The following is a 17,671-nucleotide window of genomic DNA, read 5'->3' on the forward strand; positions in this document are numbered from 1 at the left end:
CTATCTGAAGTCGGTGCGACTGGCACGGGCTCACCTCGACCTTATGAATGCAGGCCCGGATGGTACAGTTTCCGAAATTGCGGCAAAATGGGGTTTCATTCATATGGGCCGCTTTTCCCATGCCTATGCAAAGCACTTTGGTGTTTTACCTTCTGAAACCTTGCGCCGCAGCCTCTGACAGATCCACGTGCCTTATCCCCAAACGCAGTGGTTATCCATAAAGACGAGCTGATAACCAATATGTTTAAATATCCTGCAATGATGCAGTCTGCGCGCGGTCTAACGCCCGCACTCAACCTTCAGACTAAAATTGCTTCACTGGAGCAATTTCTTGCAAAAAACGAGGCACGATTGGAAGCAATGTCTTCGGCAGGCCGCCAAATCGAGCGCGAACTTAGGCTAAGCTTCGTCGGGCCCGACAAGAGGAAATTACTGCCGAGATTATTAAATTGGGCACCGGAATAACATCCGAAAATCATAAGAAAAAATATGATTTCTGTTCATTTTCGCCCATTTCATCTATGGTAACAACCATGTGCTTCATTTAACCAGCCTAACAGTACATTGGATTAGTCAATCTGGCTGAACCACACCTAGCTGGTTAAGGATATTGCCTTGGCATATGTTCCAACACCACTTGGCCTAGACACCAAATATGATCAATTCCTGCAAACACTGGTCGGCAACGATCAAACAGGAACCCGCGTTACGGTGCTTTCGATGCTTGCAAGGCTTGGCGTCGACCCATGGCAAGAAGCATCTGATCTGGCAGCTCTCCCCAAAGGTTCTGCTTGGCAACGGTTAGACGCGCTGATGGCACGCTTCACCGATGTCCCTTCTTTGATTACCGAACGCGCTGACGTTACAACACGCCTCATTGCATTTTTGCCGCACGGCACCCTATACGACAATACCAAAACGACCGGCAATCGAACGCCAAAAGCATTCGACACACGCATTTATTTCATTGTCGCAATCGCAGTTTTTATTGTGCAAGTAAGCATTCTGATATTCAGAGACTAGAATGCGCTTCACACAATAACTCGTAAATTGTGTGCGACATCCTGCCGGAAGGGCTTTTGATGACCGATACAGACAACCTATGGGTACTGGAAAAAAAATTCTGGACAGAAGGTGCGGACGGTGTTCACCATTTGACCGCAAAAGGAGCACTTGCTGTTCTTCCATATCCCGCCGGAATTCTTGTTGATGAAGCCATTTGGCGTGATAATGCCGTCGCACAAAGATGGCGAACGGTTGCATTCACCGAACCTGTCATAACCCTCAAAGGCGATGTCGCTGTTCTTGCTTATCACGTGTCGGCAGAACGGGCCGAGGTGCCAATTTACGAAGCGCTCTGTACCTCCACCTATTTACGTGACGAAGACGAATGGTTCCGGCTGTCGCATCAACAAACACCGACTGCAGAACAAGACTGAAAGCAGCACGGAACACTCTTTTCGGCCTAACCGGATGAACTTCAACATCATAAAAATCTGCACAGTCAAACTGGTCGCTCCGTCGTAGCAACAGCTATTTTTAAGGACAAAATATTCAAAAATGGGGACCTAAATCCCCTTGCAAGCGACAATTCGCTGTTAAGTCGATTTTTATGATAATTTTTCTCTTTCCGATTGAGTTCGTGACGCTTATAAATTGAATGGATCAGAGGTACGAAAAGCAGTTGTTATGCATGCAATTCATATACCCTGAGATTGATCGAATAAAAAATCCTCACATTTGCGGCATAACACAATCAGATCCCCTTTTCTGACCTGTCCATAGCTCGACCTCCACGCGATCTCGACCTTCAGAGTCCTCCCGGCATAGCTCCCTGATCGCAAAGTCAGCCAATCGGCCATTATTGCCGAACGTAAAGCCCGAAACATAGCCATCCCACTTGTGAAATGGCCACAGAACCGGGTTGCCATATACCTACCTAAAAAAAATCCGACACCTAATGTCGATCAACTCTGCTCCACACATTCTTCGGAACTCTTCGTCATGTGCATTACCAGCGCCTGCGTGCGTATCGGAACCGATAACTCGCGGCCATAACTTTTGCCGAACATCAACGTTTGGCGACAATTTCACAGCTTCAAACATCTCAGGAGAACGACATGGCAAAAGGCAACAACCGCCGCGGCAGAGAAGAAAAGAAACCGAAGCAGAAAAAGACTGCGCCCGCGCCGATCCTGTCACTCAACAAGGGCCTGACCATCGCGAAAAAACCGAAGGCCAAAAAAACCTAACCCGGATTCCAGATACGGATCTTTCAAACCGAAATGAGAAGCACAGCGAACGCCCCAAGGCCCATACAGGGCAGATCGTTGTCCATCCCGTAGCTATAAACTGTAGCGCGAATATTTTCGCATTCATCGTTCTGTATGCGGGATATTTCATTCTATGGCGCGTATTTAGCCAATTATTGCCCTGGAGGCTTCTTAATGAGCGGCCGATTGCCTAGATGGTTACCGCTCCGCCGTGGCGACACAGCCCCTTGGAATGACATTAATCCCGTACGGGCCGAGCTTTTCGGGCTGGAACGGCTGGAACAGCATGCGAGTAGTCTTGCACGGGAACAGAAAGTCTCTGCATCTCCACCGCATGTTGCCTCGCTTCAGCAACGACTGGAAGACAATGCAATCGCCTTGCTGGCCACCCGCAGAGCCTGCAGCCTTGAACTTACCGCAGGTCACCCGATTGTACCTGCGGCTCAGTGGTTTCTGGACAATTACCACCAGGTGGACGCTCAAATTCGCGAATGCCGCACTGATCTGCCCCCCAGCTACTATCGGATACTACCAAAACTCGCCGAAGGACCATTTCGCGGCTATCCAAGGGTATTCGGACTGGTCTGGGCTTATGTCGCACATACTGACAGCCATCTAGACGGGCCAGCACTATCACGGTATTTGCGCGCATATCAACGGGTCCAGCCTCTTACCATCGGCGAACTCTGGGCCGTGCCGATTACGCTTCGCCTCGTCCTTCTGGAAAATCTCCGGCGTCTGGCTGATCAGATCGCCTTCGGGCATCAACATCGCCACGACGCTGACCTGTTGGCCGACCGAATTCTGGGCATCGACAGCGTGCAGCCCGTCCAGCTTACCGACGTCGATGCTTGCCCTAATGGCGACCTCCTGCCTGAAGTCTTTGCCGCACAATTGGCCAAACGACTGCGCGACTGCGATCCGCTTACCACACCAGCCATTGCATGGCTCGAAAAACGGCTAGCGACGCAGGGCACCAAAGTCGATCTGGTGGTACAACATGCCCAGGAACGACAAGGGGCATCCAACGTTACTGTGCGCAACGTCATCACCAGCCTGCGCACAATTTCCGAGATGGACTGGCAGGATCTGTTCGAAGGCGTCAGCCTTGTCGATGCAAAACTACGGGAACATCCCGGATTTGCCGACATGGATTTCGCAAGCCGCAATCTCTACCGCACGGCCATCGAGGATCTTTCCCGCCACAGCGACAACAGCGAAACCAAGGTAGCAGAGCAGGTGCTGGCGGCTGCAAAGGCAGCACCGGGGACGGCCGATACACGACTTGCCGATACGGAAACTTTGCGCCGCAGCGATCCCGGCTGGCATCTGCTAGCCGAGGGCCGAACAGCCTTTAACCGCCAGATTGGCTATCGGCAAACGGGATGGCATCGGATAGGTTTCCGCCCCGGGCTCTCCGGTTATATCTGCAGTCTCATCGGTGTCACCCTTGGACTGCTTGCGATCGGCCTCTGGGCGCTAGGCATTCTGGCTGGACCGAACACAACCGGACCATCACTGGCCCTGTGGGCCCTGTGGGCCCTTTGGACCTTTGCCGCCCTGATCCCGGCCAGCGCCATTGCACAGCTTCTGGTCGACCGGCTGGTCGGCTGGACCGTACCCGCAGCAGCGCTGCCGGGACTTTCGCTTGACGGCGGGATTCCGGCGACGCTCCGCACACTTGTGGTCGTACCGACCCTTCTGACCAATTCCCGCGATGACATGCAGGAGCAGGTCGAGGGGCTGGAAATGCATTTTCTCTCCGGCGCGCAGGGAGATATTACCTTCGCGCTTCTAACCGACGGGCTGGACGCACCGCAACAGGACATGCCGGAAGATGCTGCACTTCTGGCACTTATCACCGAGCGGATGCTTGAATTGAACCAACGCTACGGTCCGGGGCCCTCTGGTGTTCGCTTTTTGCACCTGCACCGCCAGCGCCGCTATAATCCGGTCGAGATGATCTGGATGGGGTGGGAGCGCAAGCGCGGCAAGCTGCACGAGTTGAACCGCCTGCTGCGCGGCGCCACAGACACCGATTACCGTGGGCCCGATGGCAGCACTCCCGTCGTGCCCTCTGGCGTACGCTATGTGCTGACGCTGGATTCCGACACACGGATGCCGCGCGACACAGCTCTGCGACTGATCGGCAAGATGGCCCACCCGCTGAACCGGCCAGTGATTGACCCCGATCTGCGTCGGGTAAGTGCGGGCCACGCAATTCTGCAACCGCGGGTCACCCCGTCCCTGCCTGCAGGCCGAACCGGTACGGCCTTTTTGCGCGCCACATCCGGGCCAGGCGGGATGGACCCCTATGCCGCCGCCGCGTCGGACATCTATCAGGACCTCTTCGGCGAGGGTTCCTTCACCGGCAAGGGCATCTATGATCTCGACGCTTTTGAAACGGTAATGACCGGACGCGTACCCGAAAACACCTTGCTGAGTCACGATCTGCTTGAGGGAATCTTCGCGCGGGCGGGGCTGGCCTCGGACGTGGAACTGGTCGAGGCTTTCCCTGATCGGCAGGACCTTGCCGCTCGACGCGTGCACCGATGGTGCCGGGGCGACTGGCAACTTCTGCCCTGGCTCGGCCCGAACGGCGGGCTGAGTACGCTGGGACGGGTCAAGGTACTCGACACTCTACGGCGCTCGCTGCTGGCACCTGCGACCCTGGCGATGCTGATCTTGGGCTGGCTGTTTCCCGGTCTGGCTGCTGCGTTGGCGACGGCGCTGGCTCTGGTAGTCCTGATGCTTCCTGCGTTCCTTCATGCGGCGATCTCCGCCGTACCGCACCGCACAGGTCTGCACCTTCGAACGCATCTGCGCCTAATGCGCGAGGATCTGGCGCTAGCACTTCTGCAAATGGGGCTTGCTGCGGCATTTCTGGCCGACGCCGCATGGCGATCACTAGACGCCATCACCCGTACGCTCTGGCGACTGGGGATATCCCGACGACACCTGCTGGAATGGACCACGGCCGCCTCCGCCGCCGCCGCGCCGCGCCCCGACCTACGCGGTTTTGCCCGTGCCATGGTGCCCGGTACTGCTCTGGGACTAACAGCAGCCGGGCTGGTCGGCATGGCTGCTCCTACCGCGCTACCTCTGATCCTGGCTTTTGCCGGGGTCTGGCTTGCTGCCCCATTCATAGCCTTCCGCGTCAGTCAGCCGCCCAAAGCTCAGCCAGATGCTGCGCTGACCTCGCAGGATGCGCAGACCTTGCGCCTGATCGCCCGCCGGACATGGTGCTATTTCGAAACCTTCGTCACCGCCGAGGACAGCAACTTACCACCTGACAACTTTCAGGAAGAACCGAGCCCAACAGTTGCTCACCGGACCTCCCCCACCAATATCGGGCTCTATCTTCTCGCGACGGCCACGGCTCGGGATTTCGGCTGGATTGGGCGCCGGCAGGCCGCCGAACGGATTGCAGCGACCCTTACCACGATGGAGGCGTTACCGCGTCTCAACGGGCATTTCTACAATTGGTATGACACGCGGGACGGCCGGGTTCTCGACCCGCCCTATATCTCATCAGTGGACAGTGGTAATCTGGCGGGTCATCTGATCGCGCTGGCAAATACCTGCGACGAGTGGGCTGAAGTCCCCGCACCCGACCTGCAGCGCAGGGCACACGGAATGATCGATCTTCTGGATCTGGCAGAGATTGACGCCGCCAAGTCCCAAACCCCAACGGATCCATCCCTGACCGCAACAATCGCGGAGCTACGCAAAGGCCTGAAGCAGGCAAAGATCGACTGGCACGATCTGCAACGCCTTGCCGCCAAGGTCGAAAGCCCCGCCTGGGCCGGTAGCCTGGCAAACGGAATTGGCCCCTCGTGGATGTCCTTGCTGCGCGACGGTCTGGTCAAGGCGATCGTCGACGCCACCGTAACCGAAATCGAATGTGCAGAACTGACCGGACATCTGCGCCAACTTGGGAGAACCGCGCGCCAACTGGCCATAGATATGGATTTCACGTTCCTTTTGGATCCCGAGCGCAAGCTGCTCTCGATCGGCTATTCGGTCCACGAAAACACCCTTGATCCATCCTGCTATGACCTTCTGGCCTCCGAGGCTCGTCTGGCCAGCCTCTTCGCCATTGCCAAGCAGGACGTGCCTTTGCGCCACTGGTTCCGGTTGGGCCGCGCCGCGACGGCGATCCCCGGCGGCACAGCGCTGGTTTCCTGGGCCGGATCAATGTTCGAATATCTAATGCCCGAACTGGTGATGCGCGAACCCGAGGGCGGCCAACTCGGCCGCACCTGCCGTTTGGTCGTCGCACGTCAGATCGCCTATGGTCGAGCGCAAGGCGTACCCTGGGGCATCTCTGAATCCGGCTTCAACGCGCGAGATGTCGAATTCACCTACCAGTATTCGACATTCGGCGTACCGGGGCTCGGGCTGAAGCGCGGCCTTGCCGGCGATCTGGTGATCGCCCCCTATGCAACCGGGCTTGCGACGATGCTCGACCCGGGTGCCGCGCGACGCAATTACGACGCGTTGGAGGCCTTAGGCGGGCTTGGCGTCTACGGATTCTACGAGGCGCTGGACTTCACACCCGAACGGGTATTGCCGGGACAACGCGTTTCAGTGGTGCAAAGCTATATGGCGCATCATCAGGGTATGACCATCGTCGCCATCGCCAATGCGCTCAGTGACGGGCTGATGCGCCGAAGGTTCCACCGCGAACCAATGATCCATGCCAGTGAATTGCTACTGCACGAACGCCTGCCCCGCGACATCGCCCGCGCTCTGCCCCCCCTTGAGGAGCCCTCAGCGCCACGTACCCTCCCTTCGGACGCAGAGCGCGGTCGCCGGATCGAAGGCTGCCCGAGCGGACCGCCAGTCAGCCATCTGATGTCGAACGGACGTTACGCGGTGATGCTGACAGCAACCGGGGGTGGTTACAGCCGCTGGGGCGACATCGCCCTGACCCGCTGGCGTGAAGATGCCACGCGCGACAATCAGGGCGCCTTTCTGCATCTGCGCAACCTTTCGGAAGGGACAGAGCAGAGCTTTGGCCCCTGTGGCCCTGACACGAAAAATACCCAGCAAGATGTACAATTCTTCGAGGACCACACGACATTCACCGCCCGGACCGGCCAGCTCGACACGGTACTAGACATCCTCGTCTCGGGCGAGGCGGATGCCGAGGTGCGCCGCCTGTCGGTTACCAACTCTGGACGTAAAGCCTGCGAGATGGAGGTCAGTTCCTATGTTGAACTGACGCTCGCCACACCCGCCTCCGAAGCAGCACATCCCGCCTTTTCGCAGATGTTCGTACAGACAGAATTCCTTCCCGAATACGGCGCACTAATTGCCTGGCGGCGTCGGCGCAACCCGAAAGAGCCCGAGATCTGGGCCGCGCAGTTCACCATCGTCGAAGGCGAGACGACTGCCCCCCTGCAATATGACAGCGATCGAGCCACTGCGCTTGGTCGTGACCACGCACAAGTGGAACCGTACGCCACAAGTGACCCTGCCCCACTGGCGGGGCATACAGGCACCGTGCTTGATCCCGTTTTCGCTTTACGCAACCGGCTGCGTATCGCACCGGGGCGCACCGCACGTGTGATGATCTGGATGGTGGCCGCCGACAGCCGCGAGGCACTGATCGATCTGATTGATCGTCACCATGATCGCAATGCCTATGACCGTGCTCGCACGCTGGCCTGGACACGGGCCCAGGTACAATTGCGTCACCTCGGCATCTCGCCGAGCGAAGCTGCCGATTTTCAACGCCTTGCCGCCCCGATCCTCTATCACGACGCCCGTTTTCGTCCCCCCGCCGAGGTGCTTGCACAAGGCGCGGGACGTCAATCAGGACTCTGGCCTCTGGCAATATCGGGTGATCTGCCGATTGTATTACTGCGTATTGACGACCCAGCTGATATCGGACAAGTTCGTAGCTTGCTTCAGGCACATGAATATTGGCGCAACAAACAGCTCACCGTCGATCTGGTCATCCTGAATGAACACCCGGCGTCCTATGTCCAAGACCTGCAGATAGCGATTGATACCGCCCTTCGCCGTAGCCAATCACGGCCAGGCAGTGGCGAACACATGGCACACGGATCGGCGTTCGCGCTACGCGCTGATCTGATTTCGCCCGAGGCACGTGCGCAGCTTCTGTCCGCCGCAAGGGTAGTTTTGCTGGCACGGCGTGGTGACATCAGTGGCCAACTTGGTACATTACTCCATGATCCTGAACTCGTCTTTACAGCGGTCACAGCTCCGAATACACGCCCAATCCGTCTCAATGCAACAATCCCCCAAGCCAGTGGAGAGGGGCTCGAGTTCTTTAACGGCACAGGCGGTTTTGACCTGAACGGACGGGAATATGTAATCCAGCTTGGTCCGAACGACACAACCCCCGCGCCCTGGATCAATGTCATCGCAAATCCCGGCTTTGGCTTTCAGGTTTCGGCAAGCGGCAGTGGCTTCACCTGGTCCGAAAACAGCAGAGACAACCAATTAACACCATGGTCCAACGATGCCGTAGTCGACCCGTCCGGCGAGGCTTTTTACATCCGCGACGACACGAGCGGCGTATTGATCTCGCCGACAGCACGCCCGCTTTCTGCAACCGGGAACAGGCAGGATCGTGAGGGCGGGCTGCATGTCGTGCGCCACGGTTTTGGCTATAGCCGGTTCACCCATCAGGCCGACAACATCGCCTGTGACATGGTGCAATTTGTTCCGCGTGATGCACCGGTCCGAATATCTATATTGCGCCTGAGCAATACCGGAACAAAACCACGTCAGCTTAGCGTTGCGGCCTATAGCGAACCAGTCATGGGTGTCTCGCGCGCAGCCTCGGCCCCCTTCCTTATAACGTCTCGCGATAATGAGACGGGTGCACTTCTGGTGCGCAACCCTTGGAACACCGCCTTTCCAGGCCGTGTCATGTTTGCCGACCTCTTCTCCCCTGACAGCAACACCGAAAGCTGGACAGGCGACCGCACAGAGTTTCTCGGATCAGGCGGCAGCCCGGCCGCGCCCGCAGGCCTGCGCCATCACGTGACACTGTCGGGCAGGCTTGGTGCCGGGCTTGATCCCTGTCTGGCTCTGATGAAAACTGTGACATTGGCCCCCGGCGAAAGCGTGGAGTTTATACATCTGCTTGGACAATGCTCCGACGCGACAGCAGCTGTTGCGCTCGTGAAAGAGATGCGCTCTACCGATCCGCACGCAGCGTTGGCAAAGGTTCAGGGGTATTGGCAAGAAACCCTGGGGGATCTTCAAATCGAGACGCCAGACCGCGCCATGGACATCATGGTCAACGGCTGGCTGCCGTATCAAACACTTTCCTGCCGGATCGAGGCCCGCGCTGCCTTCTATCAGGCAAGCGGTGCATATGGTTTCCGCGACCAATTACAAGACAATATGGCCTTAACCCTGACCCAACCTGCGCGCACCCGTGCACATTTGCTACGCGCCGCCGCGCGTCAATTCCCCGAAGGAGACGTTCAACATTGGTGGCTCCCCCATTCCGGCCAAGGAGTGCGCACCCGTATTTCGGATGACTGTGTCTGGCTCGGGCACGCAGTTGCCACCTATGTCACTGCCACAGGTGACACGGCAGTACTGGACGAAAAAATCAGTTTCCTCGACGGGCATAGCCTTCACGAGGACGAACATGATGCTTTCTTCCTGCCCGATGATGCGGGCCATGGTGCCTCGTTGTTTGATCACTGCGCGCTGGGGCTGGATCGTGCCTTGAGGCTAACCGGTCAACATGGCCTGCCGCTAATTGGCACTGGCGACTGGAATGACGGCATGAACCGCGTGGGTGCCGAAGGACAAGGCGAAAGCGTTTGGCTCGGCTGGTTGCTGTTGCAAACGCTGCTGGCTTTTGCATCGCTGGCCGAACCACGCAATGGCGCCATTGCACATCGTTGGCGCGAACAGGCCGAGAAACTGCGCCAGTCCATCGAAGCCAATGCCTGGGATGGTGCATGGTACAAACGCGCAACCTTTGACGATGGCACATGGCTGGGCACAGCTGCGTCCCCTGCCTGCGCCATAGACTCTATCGTGCAAAGCTGGTCGGTGCTATCGGGGCAGGCCGATCCCGCGCGTGCCAAACAAGCGATGGAAGCGTTCGACCAATATCTTGTCCGCCATAACGACGGTCTGTCGCTGCTTTTCGACCCGGCTTTCGGAACAGGTCCGGTACCCGAGGCGCATGACCCAGGTTATATTGCTGGATATCCGCCAGGCTTGCGCGAGAACGGCGGGCAATACAGCCATGCTGCCATGTGGGCAATTCTCGCCTGGGCCCGACTGGGCGATGGTGACCACGCAGCCGAGTTGTTTGCTCTGCTCAACCCGATCAACCATGCACGCACACCGAAGGCAACTCAGCGCTACAAGACCGAACCCTATGTTGTGGCTGCCGATGTCTATTCCGTCGCCCCTCATGTTGGACGCGGCGGCTGGAGCTGGTACACCGGCTCTGCCGCCTGGATGCACCGCGCCGCGATTGAGGGTATCCTTGGCATAACTCGTGAGGGCAACCGCCTGCGTATCGCCCCTAACATCCCAAAAGACTGGCCGGGCTTTTCCGCCCGACTGAAGGTGGCCGATACTGTATGCAACATTCACGTAGAGCAAACAGACATAGCTATAACTCGGCTTGACGGAGAAGTCATCGCCGCCGCGCCACGGGTCTATCTGCCGCTTGACGGCGTCCCGCACGATCTGTTTCTTGCTCTCAACCGTGACCAAGCAAAAACGCCTGCCAAATGATAAGACCCCGTCTGAAACATACGAACTTAGTCATCGTCTTCGTAGAGCATGAACTCAGCGTAACACGATCAATAGCTTCATTTACTTAAATACAGGCATTCTCAAGCGTCCACGGCTTAGAGCACAGCCGCTGCCATTCCCTTGCTAAAATCAAACATTGATCATCGACGGCCGGAAGGACGGTTGCACCGGCGCCACAAACAGCATTCACCTGTTCTCTTTCATCCGTTTAGCTTCCAAATAAAAAAACACCTCAGCTGATTTCTCAGCTAAGGCGTTGATATTATTGGTTGCGGGGGCATACCTGATTGCCCAATTCTTTTCCCCGAGAAACATCAGTTTTGGTGCCTTCGGTAGAGAATTGAGACCATACATTTCCGATCCTTGTCAAGTCGTTAACGACGCGATGGGGGTCTATAATGCCAGCCGAATGGGGTCAGGCAAAAATCGAAATTCTCGCTCTGCAGGATGAAATCCTTGCAGAAATCGAGAAGGGTATTTCCGCCCGCCAAATCTTTGACAATTTATCCGCCGCCAAGCGGATCACCATTTCACGCCGGTCGTTTTATCGCCGCGTGAAACTGCTTCGTGCTGAGCGCTCTGCGCCCAAGACCACGGCAAGAACACAGCTTCAGTCCAGCCAAGTCAGCAATCCGGCACGGCGACCAAACAACACTCCAATCTCAAGCACATTGCCAACGCTCAAAGCCGAAGAACAGGCCGAGTTTAATCGCCTATGGGATGCACCCTCCGATGATGGAGAGGACACCCAATGAGCGCTTGGCAATCTGACTATCTCACCCTCCATACCCGGCTGCGGCAAGCGCGCCAGTCCAAACGTCTCACTCAAGCAGGTGCAGGCGAGCGCATTGGCGTGTGCGAACGCACCTATCGCGATTTTGAAGCAGGCCGAACCGATCTGCCTGCCGCCCATGTCTTTCGCCTCGCCCATGTGCTGGGCATCAAAATTATCATTTCAGATGGAGTTATCGCCGATGGCGTTGATTAATCTCACCCTTCAGGGCAAGGGCGGGGTCGGCAAGTCGTTTGTCGCCAGCCTTCTCGCGCAGCATTACCTCAAACGTGACACCCCGCTTCATTGCTATGACACAGATCCGGTAAACCAGACTTTTGCCGGATACAAAGCTTTCCCGGTCGAGACCATTCGCCTTGGCGAACGTCCCGACGAGATCAACCCACGCTATTTCGATGCGCTGATCGAACAGATCATGACCGGCCCGGAAGACGGCGTTGTCGTGATTGATAACGGGGCCAGCACCTTCTTGCCGCTGCTTGGCTATATGGTCGAAGCGCAGGCGCTGCAGATGCTCGCCGATGCCGGTCATGAAGTTCGCCTCCATACGGTGCTGACAGGCGGCCAGGCGCTTAACGACACCATGCAAGGTCTGCATCAGGTGTTGCAGAGTGTTCCTGATATTCCCGTCGTCGTTTGGCTCAATGAGTATTTCGGGCGGATCGAACGCAAGAATGCATCCGGCGAGATCGAGAGCTTCGAGCAGTCCGGGCTTTACAAGAAAAACAAGAACCGCATTCACGCGCTGGTTCGTCTGCCCGAGGTTCGCAAAGAAACCTTTGGCCATGACATCGAACAGATGATGCGTGCCCGCCTGACCTTTGATGAAGCAGGCAGCCACGCAGACTTTCCCTTGATGTCGCGCCAACGCCTGATGATGACCTGGCGCAGCATTGGATCCGCCATGGAACAGGCGGTGCTGTAATGGCCAGTGTTCTTGATGAGGCTCCCCCGCCGCCCCTGACCATGGACAGCATCGAAGAGCTGCGCACGCATTTGTGGAAAGTTCATCAGGTCACCGTCGAGGACGGTGATCCGGTGCTGATGATCTACACCATCCACAAGGTCGTGCTCGACGAGCATCGTCGCCTGATTGATCAGCATAACCGGACCTTGTCCGGGATCATCCAGGCACAGGCAGAAACTTTTACCAATGATGTCACCGCCGCCATCGAGGACTTCAAGAATGAAGCTCTGACAGATGCCGTGCGCGAACGTCTGTCGGCCATGCAGGAAGCTGCCCGTCTTGCCGATACGGCACAGGACCGCTTTCGCAAGATGGTCAAGCTGATCTCCATCCTCACCGCCCTCAATCTGGTCGCCGTCGTCTTCACGCTGGGCGTCCTCACCGTTTTGACGATTTGACGACAAGGAAAACACACCATGGATAAACGTAACCTTCTCAAAATTGTCGCCATCGCAGGCCTCGCCACACTGGCCATGACCGAACCGGCCTTTGCTCAAAGTACTGCCGGTGGGAACTGGTGGGATCCGGTTGTTTCCTTCCTCGAACTGCTGGCCGAAGGCTTTGGCAAGATCTTTGCCATCGCACTGGGTCTTGGTCTTGTCGTTTACGGCGGCTGGGCGGCCTTTACCGGTCGGCTTGATCCGCAACGCGGCATCATGATGGTGATTGGCGGCATTCTGGTCACCGCAGGACCGGCCATTGCTTCGGGTCTTCTGGGGGTTCTCAAATGAAAGCTGCCAGTGCTGTTCTTATCCAGGCCCAGCGCCAAATGACCCTAATCGGCCTGCCCGTCAGTTTGCTTCTCGTCGCAGGGCTTGCCGGTGTGCTGGGTTTTGTTCTCCCGGTCGTGTTCGACTTTCCGGTTTTGGTTATTCCAGGCGGTCTTCTCGGATTTATCGTCGCATGGATCTATCTTGTCAAACATCAGCAGATCAATCCGAACCATGACCGCGAGTTGCTGGTTGCCCCAATGTTCTGGGGCAGCCGCAAGGGTGCGCGCCTCCTGACCACAGGAGGGCGCAAATGATCTGGACCGATGTGATCACGACGGGCCTTGTGAGCGGGATGGCTGGCGGCTTGGTCGTTCCAGCAGGCCGCCGCCTGTTGCTGGGCGACATTACCCAAGACTGGCTCCAAGACGAATTGGAACTCGACGGGATCGATCCTGTTGATGGCGTCACCGTCCGTGGCAAGGATGAATCGCTTTCGCGTGTTTGGCACCTGCAGGGCACAAGCTATGACGCAAGGATTGAGACCGAGCAGCAGAGCTTGTTGCTAGGCCGTCAATCGCTTCTGCAGGAGCTTGGCAAACGCAACATCGCTGTCCGCCTGTTTGCGATTAAACGCCGACGCGAGATTGCCGCAGATGCCACATGGCCAAACACTGTGCTGGATGAGATCGGCAGGGCTGAAGCTCAGCAATATAAATCAAGCTATTTCATCGACTGGTATCTGATGGCAACAACACAGGCCATGCAGCCCTTGCTGGATGCCGAAGAGAAGATCCCGGCCATTCTTTCCGAATACCGCCCGGAGTTGCTTGCCCGTTCTAACGACGATCAACCCTGTCTTCTGACCGGGTTCCTCAATGGGTTGGTCAGTGGCGAATATCGCCGCGATCTTCCGGCGATCAGCCGCAATCTGTCGGCCAACCTGCCTGCTTCCGACCTTCACTGCAACAAGGTGAATGGCGCCATCACCACTCAGGTTCCGGCACAGCAGTTTCAGAAAGTCATCACGGTTACCCTGTGGCCAGAAACAGTGTCTGGTCATCTGATCGGCGAGATCCTTGCCCTGCAGGGTGATATCGAGATTTGCCAGATCTGTGATCCATGGGGCAGTGATCAGGCGATGCTGGTCAACAAGCGCCGTATGGCAGGTGAGTCAAACTCGTGGTTTGGAAATCCGGCAGCTGCGGCAGAAGTCTCGACCCTGCTCGATCTTTTGGCCGAAGGCAAAACAGCCCTCTTTGCCACCCAGTTCCAGATCATTCCGCGTGCTGCAACCGAAGATAAACTCAACACCCTGATCCGCGAGATCACAGAGATTCTTGGCAACAAACGGATCGGCTATGCGGTGCAAACACGCGGCGCACCGGTTTGCTGGTTTAACCGTTTGCCTGTCGTCTCCAAACGCAAGATCAGATTGCCGGGCAGTCAGTTTATGGCCCCGCTTGATCTGCGCGATCAGAACATCGCGGCCCTTTGGGCTTTACCGCATTCAGCCACCGGCCTGTTGGCCAGCCAGTTTGGCCCGGCACCCGTGCGCTGGTTCAAAACCCCGACAGGCCAATCCTATGCGTTTCAGTTTCAGGTCGTGAACAAGCCCTTCTCGCTGGGCAACTTCCTTGTCTTTGCTCCGTCGGGTGTCGGTAAATCCACCCTGATCATGCATCTGATGGGTGGGCTGGCAAAGTTCGACAATATCCGCTCCTACATCTTTGATTCCAAGGAAGGCACGCGCTTCATGGTCGAAGCCATGGGCGGCCTTTATCAGGCCTATGATGGATTGTCGCTTAACCCGCTGGATGTCGGAGACGATAGCCCAAAGAACCGTGAACGTGTCTATGCGATCCTCAAATCTCTGGCCGGGATTGATCTGGAAGACGGAGACATTGATGCGCTGAACCATGCCGTCGATCTTGCGTTTCAGATTGAACCGCCACACCGCACGCTCAATGCAATCTATCCCTTTGCCTTTGCCCGCCGTTCAACACTCCGGCGTGCCTTTGCGCAGTGGGTTTCTGACGACAAGGGAAACACCGGACTTCGCAGCCATATCTTCAATGCCCCCCATGACAGCCTCGGCGGGTTACTGAACCAATCACACATGGTTGGGATCAATATGAACGAGGCGCTGGCCGATCCAGCGCTGGGTGCGCCTGTGGTTGGCCATATATCTGAGGCGATCAGTAAATCGGTTGCCGGGCGCAATGGTGGCTTTGTCATCTTCATTGATGAAGCCGCCAAACTTCTTTCCAACCCCGGCTTCCGGGATCTCGGGGCTGAGATGTACCGCGAATACCGCAAGCTTGGTGGTGCGGTCGGCATGGCGTTTCAGGATCCGGCAGGTCTTGGCAAAACCGGGGCGGCGGAAGCCATCATCGAGAACACCGCGACGATGATTTTCTTCCCGAACTCCAAGGTGACGGAAGAAAGCCTCAAGCCGTTCAATCTCAATGAAGAACAAAAGCTGTTTGTCCAGGGCCGTACCCGTTCGCGCAAAAAGAATGATCGGCGGGTTCTGATTATCAAGCGCGATGAAGCCAGCGGCTTTGAGGAAAGTGCCATTCTTGATGTCGATCTGACACCGCTTGGTGATGCCGTCCGTTTCTATCGTTCTGGCCCGGATGCCAACAACGATCTGGCCACCATCCAAACCAAATGGGGGGATGCATGGCAGAGCCATCTGTAACCCGTACCAATCACCCGGACATGATGAAAGTGCCTTTGGCCTCTATCACCGTTGCCAGTCTCATTGGTGTCATCGGCCTGATTGGCATGTTGAACTGGCCAATCACCACCAGCGCGATCCTGATCCTTTTACTTGTCGCCATTCTCCGTGCAGGAGGTGCGTCATGAACAGGCGTCTGCGTTCAGTAGCTCTGGCCTTCGGGATTGTTCTGGCAACACCTGCCATTGCCTATGCCACCTATCCGGTGATCGATGTGTCGGCCATCGCCAAACTGGGCGAGCAGCTGAGCAAAATGCAAAAGCAGATCGATCAGCTTAAAGAACATACCGAATGGCTGACCAAACTCAGTGCCCAGGCACAGGGCACGATTGATGCTATCGGCGCAATGGGTCAGATCACCCTGCCGATCCTCAACATGCAAAAACTCACCAGCCGGATCATGCGCGACATTCAGTGTCTGACACCGGATCTGTCGGGTCTGATGCCGGGCCTCAATCTTGATGATCTTGATTTCTTCAGCATCTGCGAAGGGCGCAGCATTTACCGTAAATCGCTTTGGTTCGATCCGAACGATCCTTCGACCTGGACGTTTCCGGAGGGCAGCGAATTTGAAGGAACCAATAGTGGCTCTGGTTCAGGCAGCGGTGTCTGGTCGGATCCGGATCACCCGGTCAACAAGGCCAAATGGCAAGCACAACAACAAGCCCGTGCGATGGTCGAAGCCCGGCGCGAAGAGCTGACCAAAGATGCTGTCACCACGGGGCTCGCACAGAGCGACCTGATCGTTCAAAGCACAGAGGAAATCCAGCAGGCCATTGAAGAGCTTGAAGCCGCCACCAATGGTGCGGCGGATATGAAGCGGCTTTTGATGGCGCTTGCCAAATGGATGGCAATGTCAAACCGCCAGCAGGTTCAACAACAGCAGCTTACGGCGCAACTGGTCAAGATCCAGTCGACGATGTTGTTGCAATACCTGCCGCCCCAGCAACGTGATGGTGGGGAGGAAGCGGAATGATCGTCAAGAAATTACAAATCCCCGCCCATATACCAGGGATAGTGTCCAAACGTCTTTTTGATCTTTCGTGCCCGCTTTATGCGTATTGGGTCTCCATCGAAAAGTATCGCCTCGGTAGCGCGGGAACCCGTTATTGGACCATCATTTTTCTGGTCAGTATCTGCATTGTTTTTCTTAAATTTTGGGGCTCCTGTGTTCTCAGGATTTTTATCCTTACCGCTCCTAAGTTTTCCGAAGACGCCGAGCAAAAGAAATACGAGAAATATGGCCGGAACAAAGGGGTAGAGATACCCGATGTAAGTACCTCCAACAAAAATCGATATTGCAATAAATATCCGCAGGGGAGTCTTTTTGTTCCATGCGTCCGCCATCCCAACACTGAGAAAAAGCAACCCGGTGATGCAGACGATGTAAAGGACGAATTCAAGCATCGTATT

At 56.5% G+C, this 17,671-nt stretch carries 15 protein-coding genes; 14 read left to right on the forward strand and 1 reads right to left on the reverse strand.

What is annotated here, in order from left to right:
- Positions 1 to 13 precede the first annotated feature (13 nt).
- The 14 genes from ACN0RL_RS17355 (at position 14) to ACN0RL_RS17420 (ending at position 17,234) form a co-directional block, all read left to right on the forward strand.
- Positions 14 to 178, forward strand: a complete 165-nt coding sequence (locus ACN0RL_RS17355; RefSeq protein WP_417519134.1) for a helix-turn-helix domain-containing protein — start codon at positions 14 to 16, stop codon at positions 176 to 178.
- Between the two features lie 437 nt (positions 179 to 615).
- Positions 616 to 1,023 (forward strand): hypothetical protein, encoded by a 408-nt coding sequence (locus tag ACN0RL_RS17360; RefSeq protein WP_417260402.1) that lies wholly within the window; start codon positions 616 to 618, stop codon positions 1,021 to 1,023.
- A 59-nt stretch (positions 1,024 to 1,082) separates the two neighbouring features.
- Positions 1,083 to 1,439: a hypothetical protein gene (locus ACN0RL_RS17365; protein WP_211274840.1), complete on the forward strand. Its 357-nt coding sequence runs from the start codon at positions 1,083 to 1,085 to the stop codon at positions 1,437 to 1,439.
- A gap of 681 nt (positions 1,440 to 2,120) precedes the next feature.
- Positions 2,121 to 2,252: a hypothetical protein gene (locus tag ACN0RL_RS17370; RefSeq protein ID WP_281251311.1), complete on the forward strand. Its 132-nt coding sequence runs from the start codon at positions 2,121 to 2,123 to the stop codon at positions 2,250 to 2,252.
- 135 nt (positions 2,253 to 2,387) lie between these two features.
- Positions 2,388 to 11,024, forward strand: a complete 8,637-nt coding sequence (locus ACN0RL_RS17375; protein ID WP_417519116.1) for a GH36-type glycosyl hydrolase domain-containing protein — start codon at positions 2,388 to 2,390, stop codon at positions 11,022 to 11,024.
- Positions 11,025 to 11,443: 419 nt separating this feature from the next.
- Entirely contained in the window at positions 11,444 to 11,800 is a 357-nt protein-coding gene (locus ACN0RL_RS17380; protein WP_417260404.1) for a hypothetical protein, read from the forward strand.
- Positions 11,797 to 12,033, forward strand: coding sequence for a helix-turn-helix transcriptional regulator (locus ACN0RL_RS17385; protein ID WP_007092567.1), 237 nt, complete (start codon positions 11,797 to 11,799; stop codon positions 12,031 to 12,033). The genes ACN0RL_RS17380 and ACN0RL_RS17385 overlap by 4 nt, the downstream gene beginning before the upstream one ends.
- A complete protein-coding gene (locus ACN0RL_RS17390; protein WP_417260405.1) occupies positions 12,020 to 12,763 on the forward strand; it encodes a conjugal transfer protein TraL in 744 nt (247 codons plus the stop codon). Before ACN0RL_RS17385 ends, ACN0RL_RS17390 begins: the two co-directional genes overlap by 14 nt.
- On the forward strand, positions 12,763 to 13,203 hold the full coding sequence (locus ACN0RL_RS17395) for a hypothetical protein (protein WP_062952323.1): 441 nt from the start codon (positions 12,763 to 12,765) through the stop codon (positions 13,201 to 13,203). Before ACN0RL_RS17390 ends, ACN0RL_RS17395 begins: the two co-directional genes overlap by 1 nt.
- Before the next feature lie 18 nt (positions 13,204 to 13,221).
- Entirely contained in the window at positions 13,222 to 13,536 is a 315-nt protein-coding gene (locus ACN0RL_RS17400; RefSeq protein ID WP_417260406.1) for a TrbC/VirB2 family protein, read from the forward strand.
- Positions 13,533 to 13,832 (forward strand): hypothetical protein, encoded by a 300-nt coding sequence (locus tag ACN0RL_RS17405; protein ID WP_417260407.1) that lies wholly within the window; start codon positions 13,533 to 13,535, stop codon positions 13,830 to 13,832. Before ACN0RL_RS17400 ends, ACN0RL_RS17405 begins: the two co-directional genes overlap by 4 nt.
- On the forward strand, positions 13,829 to 16,219 hold the full coding sequence (locus ACN0RL_RS17410) for a VirB4 family type IV secretion system protein (RefSeq protein ID WP_417260408.1): 2,391 nt from the start codon (positions 13,829 to 13,831) through the stop codon (positions 16,217 to 16,219). The genes ACN0RL_RS17405 and ACN0RL_RS17410 overlap by 4 nt, the downstream gene beginning before the upstream one ends.
- A complete protein-coding gene (locus tag ACN0RL_RS17415) occupies positions 16,201 to 16,386 on the forward strand; it encodes a hypothetical protein (RefSeq protein ID WP_417260409.1) in 186 nt (61 codons plus the stop codon). The genes ACN0RL_RS17410 and ACN0RL_RS17415 overlap by 19 nt, the downstream gene beginning before the upstream one ends.
- Positions 16,383 to 17,234: a hypothetical protein gene (locus ACN0RL_RS17420; RefSeq protein WP_417260410.1), complete on the forward strand. Its 852-nt coding sequence runs from the start codon at positions 16,383 to 16,385 to the stop codon at positions 17,232 to 17,234. The genes ACN0RL_RS17415 and ACN0RL_RS17420 overlap by 4 nt, the downstream gene beginning before the upstream one ends.
- Before the next feature lie 11 nt (positions 17,235 to 17,245).
- Here ACN0RL_RS17420 and ACN0RL_RS17425 read toward each other — a convergent pair whose 3' ends face one another.
- Positions 17,246 to 17,665, reverse strand: coding sequence for a hypothetical protein (locus ACN0RL_RS17425; protein ID WP_417260411.1), 420 nt, complete (start codon positions 17,663 to 17,665; stop codon positions 17,246 to 17,248).
- Positions 17,666 to 17,671: the final 6 nt, after the last annotated feature.

It is taken from the genome of Marinobacter sp. (assembly GCF_048259445.1).
In the GTDB taxonomy this organism is placed as follows: domain Bacteria; phylum Pseudomonadota; class Gammaproteobacteria; order Pseudomonadales; family Oleiphilaceae; genus Marinobacter.